This is a genomic window from Paraburkholderia sacchari (assembly GCF_000785435.2).
Classification (GTDB): domain Bacteria; phylum Pseudomonadota; class Gammaproteobacteria; order Burkholderiales; family Burkholderiaceae; genus Paraburkholderia; species Paraburkholderia sacchari.
Window position 1 is genome coordinate 170,808 of the sequence record NZ_JTDB02000007.1, and the last position, 14,344, is coordinate 185,151.

The following is a 14,344-nucleotide window of genomic DNA, read 5'->3' on the forward strand; positions in this document are numbered from 1 at the left end:
GTGACAAGCGGCGACAGGCACACGATGGCGCCGCACGAACCTGAACCGGCTCGCGTGCTGCCGCCCGGCATGAGCGCGGCGCGCTTTGCGCGCGCGCTCGCCGCGTTCGAGGCCATCGTGGGCGCGCCCAACGTCTGCCGTGGCGGCGCGGCGCTCGCGCCGTATTTCGATCCGTTCGCGCCCGTCGACGACGGGAGTGGATTCGCGTCCTCGTTTGCGCCCTCGGCGGCGCTCCTGCCGGCTGACGTCGACGAGATCCGCGCGATCCTGCGCGTTGCCAACACGGCGCGCGTGCCGCTCTGGACCGTCTCCACGGGTCGCAACTTCGCCTATGGCGGCGCGGCCCCGCGACTCGCGGGATCGGTGGTGCTGGACTTGCAGCGCCTGAACCGCGTGCTCGACGTGGACGAGCGGCTCGCATGGGCGCTCGTCGAGCCCGGTGTGAGCTACTTCGATCTCCATGCGCATTTGCGCGAACACGGCCTGAGGCTATGGGTCGATCCGCCGGCGGCGGGCTGGGGCAGCGTGATCGGCAATACCCTCGAACGCGGCTTCGGCTACACCGCATACGGCGATCACGCAGCGGCGCAGTGCGGCATGGAGATCGTGCTCGCCAACGGCGACATCGTGCGCACCGGCATGGGCGCGATCGGCACGGGCACGGCGTGGCAGCTCTACAAGCCGGGCTACGGCCCATCGTTCGACGCGCTCTTCACGCAATCGAACTACGGCATTGTCACGAAGATGGGGCTCTGGCTGATGCCGGCGCCGCCCGCTTACGTGATCGGCGAAATCCAGTTTGCGCGCGAGGACGATCTGGGCACGATCGTCGATACGCTGCGCGCGCTGCAACTGGGCGGCACGATTGCGCAGCACGCCGTGATTGAAGGCGCGATCCGCCGCGCGGCCAGCATTGCGCCGCGCAAGCGCTGGTACGAGGGCGACGGACCGATGCCCGAAGCGGTCGTGGCGGCGATGCAGCGCGACCTCGACATCGGCCGCTGGAATCTGCATTACGCGCTCTACGGCGAGCCCGATGTGATCGAACTGCAGCGCCGCAAGGTCGAGCGCGCGTTCTCACAAGTGCAGCACGCGCGCGCATTCGCGAAACGCTATGCGGGCAGCGAGGAGCCGCAGGGCGGCGGCGAGCGCAACATGGCCGGCATTCCATCGATGAGCGCGTTTCGCATGCTCGACTGGGTGGGCGGCGAAGGCGCGCATGTGGACTTCTCGCCGCTGTGTCCCGCCGATGGCCGCGACGCGCTGCGCCAGTACGCGCTCGTCAAAGCACGCGCGGCGGAATACGGCTTCGATTACTACGGTGGCTTCACGGCGGCGGGGCGCTGTCTGCATCATATATTCGCGGCGATCTTCGCGCGCGAGCGGCGCGCCGATGCAGCGCGTGCCGGCGATCTGCTGCGCGCGCTGATGAGCGACGCACGCGCGGCGGGCTATGGCGTGTACCGCTCGCATCTGCTCTACATGGATTACGCGGCGGCGCAGTACGACTTCAACGATGGCGCGCTGCTGCGGCTCGCGCAGACCGTGAAGGATGCGCTCGATCCGCAGGGCGTGCTGGCGCCGGGCAAGCAGGGCGTGTGGCCGGCGGCGTGGCGCGCCATGCGCGGCTATACATGAGTCTGCGTGAGCTGGCACGGAACCTTGAGAGATGCGATGAACCGGCGAACCTTTCTTCATGCAACGAGTGGTGCGTTTGCAGCGACCTGCGCGGCGGCGCCGGTGTGGCGGCCTGGCGCGCCGCCAATGCGCGTGGCGGTCTACGACCCGGCGCTGGAACACGGCAGGGCGCTCGCGCGCCATGCCGCGCTGCTCGGCGTGCCGGCGTTCGCACCCGGAGCGCAAGGCGCGGACGACATCGGCATGCTGTGGCATGCGCAGCTTGCGCGCCGCCTCGAATCCCGCGCTGAAGCGCCCGCCGTCGTCCTCTGTGCACTACGCGAGTCCGACCGCTTCGTGCTGGAGCGTCTCGCTGCGTCGCGCGGCTGCATCGTGCTCGGTGTGCTCCGGGCTTAGCCCGCACCCGCCTTGCCGATTTTGGCGATCTCTTCATCGCGCAGTTCGCGCCGCAGAATCTTGCCGATATTGCTCTGCGGCAGCGACGCGCGGAACTCGACGAGACGCGGCACCTTGTAGCCCGTGAGCTGTTGGCGGCAGAACTGGATCAGCGCGTCCTCGGTGAGCGCGGGGTCGCGGCGCACGACGAACACCTTCACACGCTCGCCCTGTACGGGGTCCGGCACGCCAATGGCCGCGACTTCGCGCACGCCAGGATGCAGCGCGATCACATCCTCGATTTCGTTCGGGTACACGTTGAAGCCCGAGACGATGATCATGTCCTTCTTGCGGTCGATGAGGTGGATATAGCCGCGCGCATCCATGATGCCGATGTCTCCGGTCGCGAACCATCCGTCGTTGACGAAGCTGCGCGCGGTTTCGTCGGGGCGCATCCAGTAGCCTTTCATGACCTGTGGGCCTTTTACGCATACCTCGCCCGGCTCGCCGAGGTTCGCCCACGTGCCGTCGTCGCGGCGAAAGCGTACCTGCGTCGAAGGTGCGGGCAGTCCGATAGATCCTTCGAAATCCTGAAGATTGGCGGGATTCATCGACACGATGGGCGAGCACTCCGTGAGCCCGTAGCCATCGACGATCGGCTTGCCGGTGACCGCCTTGAAGCGTTCGGCGACGGCTCGCTGCGTAGCCATGCCGCCCCCCATCGCGAGCTTCAGAGCCGAAAAATCGCGCTGGCGGAATGTCTCGTTTTCGAGGAACGCGTTGTAGAGCGTGTTGACCGCGCTGATGCAGCTGAACGTTTCGTGACGCAGGACTTTCATTACGCGCGGCACGTCACGCGGATTCGCGATCAGGATGTTGCGTCCGCCGATCGCCATGAAGCACAGCGCGTTCACGGCGAGCGAATAGATGTGATAGAGCGGCAGCGGCGTAAGAATGGTTTCGCGCTCGTTCACGAGCTGCCCCGCGATCCATGCCTTGGCCTGCAGCACGTTCGCGATGACCGTGCCATGCGTGAGCATTGCGCCTTTGGCTACACCCGTGGTGCCGCCCGTGTATTGCAGGAAGGCCAGGCCGTCGCGCTGCAGCGCCACCGGTGCGCGCGGCGCGCGGGCGCCTTCACTGAGCGCGTCGAGCAAGCGTACCGTGCGCACGCTGGGCGGCAGCTGGTACGCGGGCACGAGTTTCTTCACGTGGCGCAGCATGAAGTTGATGAAACGGCCCTTGAGGTTGATGCCTTCGCCCAGCAGATCGCCCAACTGCGTGAGGATGACCCGCTCGATGCGCGTGCCGGGCAGCGCAATTTCCAGCGTCTTCGCAAAGCTCTCGAACACGACGATGGTTTGCGCGCCGCTGTCCTTCAACTGGTGCGCGAGCTCGCGCGGCGTGTAGAGCGGATTGACGTTCACGACGACCGCGCCGGCCTTGAACGCGCCGAATAGCACGACCGGATACTGGAGCGTGTTGGGCAGCATGATGGCGACGCGCTCGCCGGGCCGCACGCCCACGCTTTGCAGCCACGAGCCGAACGCAGTGGCCTTGCGGGCGAGTGCGCCATAGGTCATCGGCGAGCCGGCGCTTACGTAGGCGACGTTCTCGCGAAAGCGCGCGGTGCAGTCGTCGAAGAAGTGGGCGAGCGACGCGTACTGCGTCACGTCGACTTCGTGCGGGACGCCCGGCGGATACGAGGCGTACCAGACGCCGTCGGTGTCCGGCGGCGCAGGGTTTGCAGGGCCCGACGGGTCTGCATCGGGCCGAGCCAGCGGCGGCGGTGGCGTCTCGCTCATTGTCGTTCTCCGGGCGTGGCGTGGTCTCTCGCCATCTTGCACCATCTCGCGGCGGGCCGCGCGCCGCGTTAGCCGGTCGTCTATCAACCGGTCATCTGTTTGGCGGTCTGCGTCATGTCGATGCCGCGCCGTTCGCGGCTGAATGGGATCAGCACGGCGATCACGACGGCTACCGTGCCCGCGACGATCGCCATCGCCATCCCGTAGTTCTGGCCGTGCGTGACAGCGAGCGAGGCTTGCAGCGTGGCGTTCACGGAAGCGAGCAGGTTGCCGAGCTGGTAGACGAGGCCCGGGAAGGTCGCGCGCACTTCATCGGGCGAAATCTCGTTGAGGTGCACCGGGATCACGCCCCATGCGCCCTGCACGGAAATCTGCATGAGGAACGCGCCAAGCGCGAGCAGCGCAGCGCCCGACGAAAATGCCCAGAGTGGCAGCACCGGCAGCGCGATCAGCGCCGAGATGAAAATGGCCTTGCGGCGGCCGATTTTTTCGGAAAGCGAGCCGAAGAAAATGCCCCCCACGATCGCGCCGATATTCAGCGTGATGGTGATGAGCGATACCGTATGCGGATCGAAGTGATGCTGCTCGCGCAGGAAGGTCGGATAGAGGTCCTGCGTGCCGTGCGAGAAGAAGTTGAACGCGGTCATCAGCGCGATTGCGTAGAGCGAGAGGCCTAGGTTGTGCTTGAGCGTGGAGAGCAGGCTCGGGCGCGCACGCTTTTCCATTTCTTTCCAGGCCGGAGATTCGGGCACATGGGCGCGCACGTAGAGCACGAGCAGCGCGGGCAGCACGCCAACGAAAAACATGCCGCGCCAGCCGATGTACTGGTAGAGCACGCCGAACACGATCGAGGCGAGCAGATAGCCGCTCGGGTAACCGGCCTGCAGGAGGCCCGAGACGGCGCCCCGCGCTTTTGGCGGAATGGTTTCCATGGTGAGCGCGGAGCCCACGCCCCATTCGCCGCCCATCGCCACGCCAAAGAGCGCGCGCAGCACAATGAATGTCGTGAGGTTGGGCGAGAAGCCGGTGAGCATTTCGAGCAGCGAATAGCACGCGATATTGACCATCAGCGTGGGACGGCGGCCGAACTTGTCGGCAAGCCGGCCGAAAATCAGAGCGCCTATCGGACGCATGGCCAGCGTGAGCGTAATGGCAAATGCAACGGCGGGGATTTCAGTGTTGAATTCGGTGGCGATATCTTTCAGGACAAAAACCATTAGAAAGAAATCGAATGCATCGAGCGTCCAGCCCAGATACGCTGCGATGGTGACGTTCTTCTGCTCTCGCGTCCAGCTCATGGCTTTTGTCTCCTCATGTGGCCGCGCTTGTCGCTGGCTTGTTCCTGCTTCCCGGCAATGCGCGCATGGCTCGCTCAGCCCCGCGTGGCGAGCTGCATACGAGTGTACGCTGCGTATTAAATATTTGCAGGAATGTCCCGCGCAACCGGGACAAGTCCCTGGGGAATCGTTTTATCGGGTCTTGTTGGGTGAAAGGTTATTGTTTTAATGGTAAATAAAATGTAATTAATTTGAATTGGAAATTGGACGCCCTACGAATGATGCGCGGGCAGGGTTTGCGTCAATCATTTGCAATCCTGATTGAGTCGGCGGGGGCGGCGGCCTGGCTTTGCATCAGCCATGCTGCGGTGCGGGATACGACGTCGTCCCACTCGCCGATGGTGGTCTGGCGCAGCACGTACGCGTCGCGCATCCAGGGCGAACGCGTGCCGGCTGCGCCCCAGCGCCACTCGCCAGCCGGGTTGACGAGTACGGCAGTAGGCTTGCCGATCATGACGGCGAGATTGGCGACGCCCGAGTCGACGCTGATTACGGCGTCCAGTTGTTCGATGCAGGCCGCCGTGTCGCCAAACGACATGATGCCCGGCGCGTAGTGCGCGATGTTTCCGCGCGGCGAGCCGCCCATCATCTCGGCTACGGGGTGATGCAGGCTGATGAAATGGACGCGGCGCTCGAGCGCCGCGTTCGTCGTGAGGGACTCGAGCGCCGCGAGCGGCAAGGAGCGCAGGCCAGCCCAACTGCGCTCCTTGCTGCGCATGTCGCGGTTATGGCGTTGCGCGCAATCCCAGAACACGCCAATCAGTGCCTTGCCTGGGTGCTGGGCGCGCAACGTGTGCGCCCAGTTCGTCGCCTGGTCGCGCGCGAGCTGCGGTGCGCGTATCCAGGCTGCGAACCATGGTTCGGGGCACGGCTGGACGTGGGCCGCGAGCATCGGCAGATGCAGCAGCGTGGCCTGCATCGTGGGTGCGAATGCCTCGACAGCGGGCAGCGTCGATTCGTCCAACGGCGAGCGCTGGTCCAGCGGTCTGCGCGCGGCGACTACGCGGCAGCCGGCCAGCGACGCCTCGACGACGCTGTGGATCGGCTCGTCGCAGGTCACCATGATCTCGGCGCCGGCCGCGCGCCAATGCGCGATGCTGCCGAACAGCATGAACTGGTCGCCATAGCCCATCTGGTGCGTGACCAGCACGCGTTCGCCGCGCAGATCGGATTGCCCGTCCCACATCGGCACGGCGCTGTAGCGGTAGTTTCCGCTGTCACTACGGTTGCGCCAGATCCAGTGCGCGAAGCCGCGCGCGTCTCCCGTGCTGAGCAGCGCTTCGGCCAGCCACTTGCGCGCCCGCAGTTTGTCGGGGTCATGGTCGTCGGCCGGCGCGTTGACTACTTGCTCCAGCAGCGCAATGGCGCGCGTGGTGTCGCCGCTCAGGTAAAGGTCACGGCCGAGTCGTGCCTCATGGAACAGCGGCGGCCAGTCGAGCGGCGCGGAATCGATCCAGGTCTGTGCGGCTTGGGCGTGCTGGCCCAGCAGGCGCAGCGCGCGGGCGCACGCATGCACGAAGCCGCGGTTGTGGGGGGCGAGCGCCAGGCCCTTTTCGGCCCACGGCAGCATTTGCTCGTCGCGCTTCACGCCGACGAGCGCTTCGCAGATCTGGAGCAGCGGCGCGGGGTCGGCGGGGCTGCGGGCGTGCGCGACGAATGCTTGCAGGAGTTGCTGTTCCGGATCGACGGTCATGGTGGGATAGCAGGCGATATTTGTCGGAGAAATCCTATTGAGCGCCATGGCTGGCCGATATCGGAGGCTTCTTAAAACGAGCCTCGCCGCGGTGCGCCACCTGCCGCAGGTGCAGCTTTGCTGCACGCATACGAGCCTTCTAACATAATGAACGACCGTGCTTTTCCTGATTCCGGTGATGAGACAGAGTCACTAGAATCGGTTTGATCCCCGCTGTATTCCGCACTGCGGAACCGGGCCAGTAGATATCAAGGAGACGCAAGCATGCAGGTCAGGGAATTGTTCGAACTGGGTGGACAGACGGCGCTTATTACGGGCGGCTCGCGCGGGCTCGGGTTACAGATGGCCGAGGCGCTCGGCGAAATGGGCTGCCGCGTCGTCATCACCGCGCGCAAGGCCGACGAACTCGCAGCGGCGCAGCAACATTTGCAGGCGCGCGGCATCGAGGTCACGACGATCGTGAGCGATCTGCAGCGCGCCGAGGCCGTCAAGCCGCTAGTCGACGAAACGCTGGCGGCATGCGGCCGGATCGACATTCTCGTGAACAATGCAGGTGCGACATGGGGCGCGCCGGCGGAGGACTATCCCGACGAGGCGTGGCACAAGGTCATGAACCTCAACGTCAACGCACCGTTTTTCCTCGCGCGCGAAGTGGGCAAGCGCAGCATGATTCCCGCGCAGCGCGGCAAGATCATCAATATTGCGTCGATCGCGGGCCTGAAAGGCTCGCTTGGCGCGATGCAGGCCATCGCGTACAACACCTCGAAGGCCGCGGCCATCAACTTCACGCGCGCGCTGGCCGCCGAATGGGGCAAGTACAACATCAACGTGAACGCGATCTGCCCGGGCTTCTTTCCGTCGAAGATGACGGCGGGCCTGCTCGACAAGGCCGGGCAGGCGGTGATCGATCGCACGCCGCTGCATCGCCTCGGCGACGAAAGCGATCTCAAGGGCGCGGTGGTGTTTCTCGCGAGCGCCGCGTCGCGGCATGTCACTGGCCAGCATCTGGCGGTCGACGGCGGCGCGAGCATCGCCTGACGCCGTGCGAATCGCACGAGTTCCACGAATTCCACGAAGCTCACGAGACGAATACCCGCCATGCCCCAGTTCACCACTGCCGCGCCGTGCAAGAGCTCGCCATACTGGCCTGCCCATCTCTCAGCGCACCTGAGCATTCCCGCCACGAACCTGTTCTATAACGCCGAGGTCTCGGCCGCGCGTTATCCGGACAAGCCTTTCATCGTCTTCTACGACACGCCCATTACCTTCGCGCAGTTCAAGGACGAAGCCGAACGCGTGGCAGGCTATCTGCAGACCGAGTGCGGCGTGAAGGCCGGCGATCGCGTGCTGCTCTATATGCAGAACAGCCCGCAATGGGCCATCTCCTATTACGGCATCTTGCGCGCGAATGCCGTGGTCGTGCCCGTCAACCCGATGAACCTCACCGACGAACTCGCGCACTACGTGGAAGATAGCGGCGCGACCACTGCGTTTGTCGCCCAGGATTTGTATCCGCGCATCGCGTCGCTGGTGGGCGCGGGCGAAGGGCAGGGGCTGCGGCATCTGCTCGTTGCCACGTACAGCGATTATTTGAAGAACGAACCGTTTTCGCCGCTGCCCGAATTCGTGAGCGCGCCGCGCCACGTGCAGGGACCGGGCGTCACGCACTGGGCCGACATGCTGGCGGCGGGTCGCACGCCTGGCGCGCTCACCGCGGGGCCGGACGATCTGTGCGTGATGCCGTACACGTCGGGCACGACAGGCAAGCCCAAGGGTTGCATGCATACGCATCGCAGCGTGATGTCCACGGCCGTGGGTGGTTGCGTCTGGTTCGGCAATACTCAGGATGCCGTACAGCTTTCCGTGCTGCCGCTCTTTCATGTGACTGGCATGCAGGGCGGCATGAACAGCCCGCTCTACAGCGGTTCGACGATTGTGATCCTGCCGCGCTGGGACCGCGACGCCGCGGCACGCGCGATCGAGCATTACCGCATCACGTGTTGGCAGTCGATTTCGACGATGGTGGTGGACTTTCTTTCGAATCCGCGCATCGGCGAATACGATCTGTCGAGTCTCGCCGCGCTGCGCGGTGGCGGCGCGACCATGCCCGATGCGGTGGTCAAGAAACTGCGCGATCTCACGGGTCTCGAATTCGTGGAGGGCTACGGCATGTCGGAGACGATGGCCGCCACGCATATCAACCCGCCGCAGCACCCGAAGGCACAGTGTCTCGGCATTCCGGTGTTCGACGTCGATGCGCGCATCATCGATCCGATTACGCTCGACGAGGTGCCCGAGGGCGAGGCGGGCGAACTCATCATGAGCGCGCCGCAAGTGATGCAGGGCTATTGGGGCAACCCCAAGGCCACGAGCGAGGCTTTCATCGAGCGCGACGGCAAGCGCTTTTTGCGCACCGGCGACCTCGTGCGGCGCGACGCCGACGGCTATTACTTCATGACCGACCGCCTCAAGCGCATGATCAACGCGTCCGGCTACAAGGTGTGGCCCGCCGAAGTCGAGGCGCTCATGTACCGGCATCCGGCCATCAAGGAGGTCTGCATCATCGGCGCCCAGGATGCCAAGCGCGGTGAGACCGTGAAGGCCGTCGTAGTGCTCGATCCGAAGCAGGTGGGCAGCGTGAGCGAAGCCGATATTCTCGCGTGGGCGCACGAAAATATGGCTGCGTACAAGGCGCCGCGCGTCGTGCAGTTCGTCGAGGCGTTGCCGAAGTCGGGCAGCGGCAAGATTCTCTGGCGCCAGTTGCAGGAAGAGGAGGCTGCTGCGCGCTGAAGCGCATTACTGAAGTGCAATAAAGCAGCGCACCGAACCTCCTTCCTTCCTCGCGAGCCTCAAGCGCCTGCCAATGCCGGCAGGTGCAGCTCGCTCCAGTCCCATCCTCCGTGAGCCGCCTCGGCGGCCGCGCCCTTCGCGCCCGCGTGCCGCGCGGTGTGACCCGGCGACCATTCGCCAGGCGCCTGCGCGTTCTTGCGCTCGAGAATTGCTTCGCACAGAAAGTCGATGCTGTACGCCTTCAGCAAATGCGCATGATGCGTTTCGATATAGGCCGCGAGGCGCGCCGCTTCGCCCTGGATCTCCGCGAGCGAGTAGAGCGTGGTGGCATCCCAGCGAAAACGCAATCCGAGTTCGGCAAAAGCGGAGTTGAATGCGCTCAACTGGTTGTGCAGGTGCTGATCGTGTTCCGTGGCGTTGCGGCCGGCTGAAGAGTGGCTCATGGCTAGTCTCCGTGTGAGTTCAGATGACGTGAGCCAATCGTAGAAGTGTTGATGAATAAACGATAGTTAAAGTTTTTTTCTATTTGTATAAGTCATCATGTATGAAAATGCGTCGTAAGCCGCTGGGAATCGACCTACGCGTAAACCCGCTTGGTGACGTGCTTGCTTCTGATATATTGTATGGCACATATGGAATTTGCTTTTAACGACGGCTAAACACAACGTTGGAGACAAACCACCGATGTCTGCCGAAACCCAGGACGTAGCGGGGGTGTCCCCGCTGAGCTTGACGCTCGAACCCATCCACGCCACCGTTTCGCTGCGCGATCAGGCTTATGCGAAGCTGAAGCAGGCGATTGCAGAGACCGACATCTACCGCTCGCGAGATGAAATCCGCCTCGACGAGAAGGAGTTGACCGAAAAGCTCGGCGTGAGCCGCACGCCGGTGCGCGAGGCCATGACGCTGCTGGAACAGGAAGGATTCCTGCGTACGGTGCCGCGGCGCGGCGTCTATATTCTGCGCAAAACCCGCAAGGAGATCGTCGAGATGATCTATATGTGGGCTGCGCTGGAAAGCATCGCCGCGCGACTCGCGACGCAGCGCGCTTCCGATGAGGACATCGCGCGTTTGCGCCACATGTTCGCGGATTTCGGCGAGGACAAGCCCGCCGAGCACATCGAGGAATACTCGGAAGCGAACATCACGTTTCATCAGGCGCTGGTGGAGCTGTCCAAGTCGCCGATCATCGTCGAGACCATCAAGAACATCTTCATGCATGTGCGAGCGATCCGGCGCATGACGATTGCGCAAAGCGATCGCGCGTCACGATCGATCGTGGACCACATGCGCATCATCGAGGCACTCGAAGCACGCGATACCGAAAGAGTGGAGCGGCTCGTCCGCCAGCATTCGATCGACCTTGCGTTATTTGTCGAGGCGAACTGCGACTTTCTCGACTGAGTAACCCGGGCGCGCACGTCGCGTGCCGCTGTTGTGCTTTTTCAAGTGTTGCTGTTGGTCAGTAAATTTGGACTCCGTAATAAATGGTGGCGCCTGGCGCTGCTGCACAGACCGGGACCTCAAAAAAATACTTGACTAATATTGTGTGTGGAATATTGTATATCACGAGTAATCCAACGCCCCGCCAACGAGGAGACGTCATGGCAGAAGCAGGAATGAACGACGCGCAGAACAGCCCTGCGCAGGAAGCGCAACCGACGACCGATGGTTTTCACCTCGTCATCGATGCGCTGAAGCTCAACGACATCGACACGATTTACGGTCTCGTCGGTATTCCGATCACGGACCTCGCGCGTCTTGCCCAGGCCGAAGGGATGCGCTTCATCGGCTTCCGGCACGAGCAGAACGCGGGCAATGCCGCGGCCATCGCGGGTTACATGACGAAGAAGCCGGGCATCTGCCTCACGGTTTCGGCGCCTGGCTTCCTCAACGGCCTGACCGCGCTGGCCAATGCCACCACCAACTGCTTTCCGATGATCCTCATCAGCGGCTCGAGCGAGCGCGAGATCGTCGACCTGCAGCAGGGCGACTACGAGGAAATGGACCAGCTCAATGCCGCCAAGCCGTATGCCAAGGCCGCTTACCGCGTGCTGCATGCCGAGGACATCGGCGTCGGCATCGCCCGGGCGATCCGCGCTGCGGTCTCGGGCCGCCCGGGCGGCGTCTATCTCGACCTGCCGGCCAAGCTGCTCGCGCAGACCATCGACGCCGTGAAGGGCCAGCAGTCGCTGATCAAGGTCGTGGATGCCGCGCCGCGCCAACTGCCCGCTCCCGATGCGGTCCAGCGCGCGCTCGAAGTCCTCAAGACGGCCAAGCGCCCGCTCATCCTGCTCGGCAAGGGCGCGGCCTATGCCCAGGCCGACGCGCAGATTCGCGAGCTGGTCGAGAAGAGCGGCATTCCTTATCTGCCGATGTCGATGGCCAAGGGCCTGCTGCCCGACACGCACGAGCAGTCCGCGTCCGCCGCGCGCTCGTTCGTGCTCGCCGAATCGGATGCGGTCGTGCTGATCGGCGCGCGCCTGAACTGGCTGCTCTCGCACGGCAAGGGCAAGACCTGGGGCGCGCCGTTGCCCAAGCGCTTCGTGCAGATCGACATCGCGCCCACCGAGATCGACAGCAACGTGGCGATCGAAGCGCCCGTGATCGGTGACATCGGTTCGTGTGTCGAGGCGCTCGTCGCGGGCATGGGCTCGAACTTCCCGCAGCCGAGCGCCGAATGGCTCGGCGCCGTGGCGGAGCGCAAGAACAAGAACCTCGCGAAGATGGCCGCGACGCTCGAGAAGAACCCGACGCCGATGAATTTCCACAGCGCCCTGCGCGCGATTCGCGACGTGCTCAAGACGCGTCCCGACATCAACGTGGTGAACGAAGGCGCGAACACGCTCGACTATGCGCGCGCGGTGATCGACATGTACCAGCCGCGCAAGCGTTTCGACTCGGGCACGTGGGGGATCATGGGCATCGGCATGGGCTTCGCGATCGGCGCGGCGGTCACGAGCGGCACGCAAGTGGTGGCGATCGAAGGCGACAGCGCGTTCGGCTTCAGCGGCATGGAGCTGGAAACCATCTGCCGCTACAACCTGCCGGTCTGCACGATCGTCTTCAACAACAACGGCGTGTATCGCGGCACCGATGTGAACCCGACCGGCGGCGCCGACGTCGCGCCCACCGTATTCGTGAAGGGCGCGCGCTACGACAAGATGATCGAGGCGTTCGGCGGCATTGGCCACCAGGCCACGACTCCCGAGGAACTGACCGAGGCGCTGCTCGAAGCGATCGCGTCGGGCAAGCCCACGCTGATCAACGCAGTGATCGACGAATCGGCCGGCACGGAAAGCGGTCGTCTCACGAATCTCAATCCGCAAAGCGCGGCCATGAAGAAATAAGCTGAGTCTCACAGGATACCTTAATTAATCAGGAGCCAGGACATGAGCAAACCCCTCGACGGCATCAAGATCATCGACTTCACGCACGTACAGGCGGGCCCCGCATGCACGCAGATGCTCGCGTGGTTCGGCGCGGACGTGATCAAGGTGGAACGCCCGGGCGCCGGTGACGTGACGCGCTCGCAACTGCGCGACATTCCCGAGGCGGACGCGCTGTACTTCACGATGCTCAACAGCAACAAGCGCTCGCTCACGCTCGACACGAAGAAGCCGGAAGGCAAGGAAGTGCTCGAGAAGCTGATTCGCGAGTCGGACGTGATGGTGGAAAACTTCGGCCCCGGCGCGCTCGATCGCATGGGCTTCACGTGGGAGCGCATCAAGGAGCTCAATCCGAAAATGATCGTCGCTTCGGTGAAGGGCTTCAGCGAAGGCCACCACTACGACGACCTCAAGGTCTATGAGAACGTCGCGCAGTGCGCGGGCGGCGCGGCCTCGACCACGGGCTTCTGGGACGGCCCGCCGACGGTCAGCGCGGCGGCGCTCGGCGACAGCAACACGGGCATGCATCTGGCCATCGGCATTCTCACGGCGCTGATTGGCCGCGAAAAGACCGGCAAGGGCCAGAAGGTCGCCGTCTCGATGCAGGACAGCGTGATCAACTTGTGCCGCGTGAAGTTGCGCGACCAACAGCGTCTCGATCGCGTGGGCTATCTGGAGGAGTATCCGCAGTATCCGCACGGCACCTTCAGCGATGTGGTGCCGCGTGGCGGCAACGCGGGCGGCGGCGGTCAACCGGGCTGGGTGCTCAAGTGCAAGGGCTGGGAAACCGATCCGAACGCGTATATCTACTTCACGGTGCAGGGCCACGCATGGGAGCCGATCTGCCGTGCGATCGGCAAGCCTGAGTGGATCAACGATCCGAACTACATGACGGCCCAGGCGCGCCAGCCGCATATCTTCGACATCTTCGCGACGATCGAGGAGTGGTTGGCCGACAAGACCAAGTTCGAGGCCGTCGATATTCTGCGCAAGTTCGACATCCCGTGCGCGCCGGTGCTCAGCATGAAGGAAATCGCCAATGACCCGTCGCTGCGCGAGAGCGGTACTATCGTCGAAGTCCCGCACAAGCAACGCGGCACGTACCTCACCGTGGGCAGCCCGATCAAGTTCTCGGACCTGAAGCCGGAAATCACGGGTTCGCCGCTGCTCGGCGAGCATACGGATGAAGTGCTCGCAGATCTTGGCTACACGCCGCAGCAGATCGCGGCGCTGCACGAGACGCGCGCAGTCTGAGGTACGGGACGCTCCGCAGGCCAGCGGAGCGCGGCGCGCGCATGAGGGTCGCGCGCGCCGCGC

At 64.2% G+C, this 14,344-nt stretch carries 11 protein-coding genes; 7 read left to right on the plus strand and 4 right to left on the minus strand.

Going from position 1 to position 14,344, the window contains the following annotated elements; genetic code table 11:
* Positions 1-24 precede the first annotated feature (24 nt).
* A complete protein-coding gene (locus NH14_RS23015) occupies positions 25-1,638 on the plus strand; it encodes an FAD-binding oxidoreductase (RefSeq protein ID WP_035525997.1) in 1,614 nt (537 codons plus the stop codon).
* A 36-nt stretch (positions 1,639-1,674) separates the two neighbouring features.
* Positions 1,675-2,034 (plus strand): hypothetical protein, encoded by a 360-nt coding sequence (locus NH14_RS23020; RefSeq protein WP_035526000.1) that lies wholly within the window; start codon positions 1,675-1,677, stop codon positions 2,032-2,034.
* On the opposite strand, the gene NH14_RS23025 is transcribed toward NH14_RS23020, so the two are convergent.
* The 3 genes from NH14_RS23025 to NH14_RS23035 form a co-directional block, all read right to left on the minus strand.
* Positions 2,031-3,818: an AMP-binding protein gene (locus tag NH14_RS23025; protein WP_035526003.1), complete on the minus strand. Its 1,788-nt coding sequence runs from the start codon at positions 3,816-3,818 to the stop codon at positions 2,031-2,033. The genes NH14_RS23020 and NH14_RS23025 overlap by 4 nt on opposite strands.
* A gap of 83 nt (positions 3,819-3,901) precedes the next feature.
* The gene (locus NH14_RS23030; RefSeq protein WP_035526006.1) at positions 3,902-5,116 is read right to left on the minus strand and encodes an MFS transporter; all 1,215 of its coding nucleotides are present in this window, start codon (positions 5,114-5,116) and stop codon (positions 3,902-3,904) included.
* Positions 5,117-5,396: 280 nt separating this feature from the next.
* On the minus strand, positions 5,397-6,848 hold the full coding sequence (locus NH14_RS23035; protein WP_052148025.1) for a glycosyltransferase family protein: 1,452 nt from the start codon (positions 6,846-6,848) through the stop codon (positions 5,397-5,399).
* Between the two features lie 264 nt (positions 6,849-7,112).
* Here NH14_RS23035 and NH14_RS23040 point away from each other — a divergent pair, with 264 nt between their 5' ends.
* Together NH14_RS23040 and NH14_RS23045 are read left to right on the plus strand one after the other, a co-directional pair.
* A complete protein-coding gene (locus NH14_RS23040; protein ID WP_035526009.1) occupies positions 7,113-7,886 on the plus strand; it encodes an SDR family oxidoreductase in 774 nt (257 codons plus the stop codon).
* 60 nt (positions 7,887-7,946) lie between these two features.
* Positions 7,947-9,638: a long-chain fatty acid--CoA ligase gene (locus NH14_RS23045; RefSeq protein ID WP_035526011.1), complete on the plus strand. Its 1,692-nt coding sequence runs from the start codon at positions 7,947-7,949 to the stop codon at positions 9,636-9,638.
* Positions 9,639-9,697: 59 nt separating this feature from the next.
* Here the strand turns inward: NH14_RS23045 and NH14_RS33235 are convergent, their stop codons facing one another.
* Positions 9,698-10,081: a hypothetical protein gene (locus NH14_RS33235; RefSeq protein WP_052148026.1), complete on the minus strand. Its 384-nt coding sequence runs from the start codon at positions 10,079-10,081 to the stop codon at positions 9,698-9,700.
* Positions 10,082-10,322: 241 nt separating this feature from the next.
* On the opposite strand from NH14_RS33235, the gene NH14_RS23055 reads away from it, so the two are divergent.
* The 3 genes from NH14_RS23055 to frc all read left to right on the plus strand — a co-directional run bounded on the left by NH14_RS23055 (position 10,323) and on the right by frc (position 14,281).
* The gene (locus NH14_RS23055) at positions 10,323-11,042 is read left to right on the plus strand and encodes a GntR family transcriptional regulator (RefSeq protein ID WP_035526014.1); all 720 of its coding nucleotides are present in this window, start codon (positions 10,323-10,325) and stop codon (positions 11,040-11,042) included.
* A 200-nt stretch (positions 11,043-11,242) separates the two neighbouring features.
* A complete protein-coding gene (gene oxc / locus NH14_RS23060; protein ID WP_035526017.1) occupies positions 11,243-12,988 on the plus strand; it encodes an oxalyl-CoA decarboxylase in 1,746 nt (581 codons plus the stop codon).
* A 42-nt stretch (positions 12,989-13,030) separates the two neighbouring features.
* Complete coding sequence (frc, locus tag NH14_RS23065) at positions 13,031-14,281, plus strand: formyl-CoA transferase (protein WP_035526019.1); 1,251 nt, start codon at positions 13,031-13,033, stop codon at positions 14,279-14,281.
* Positions 14,282-14,344 lie beyond the last annotated feature (63 nt).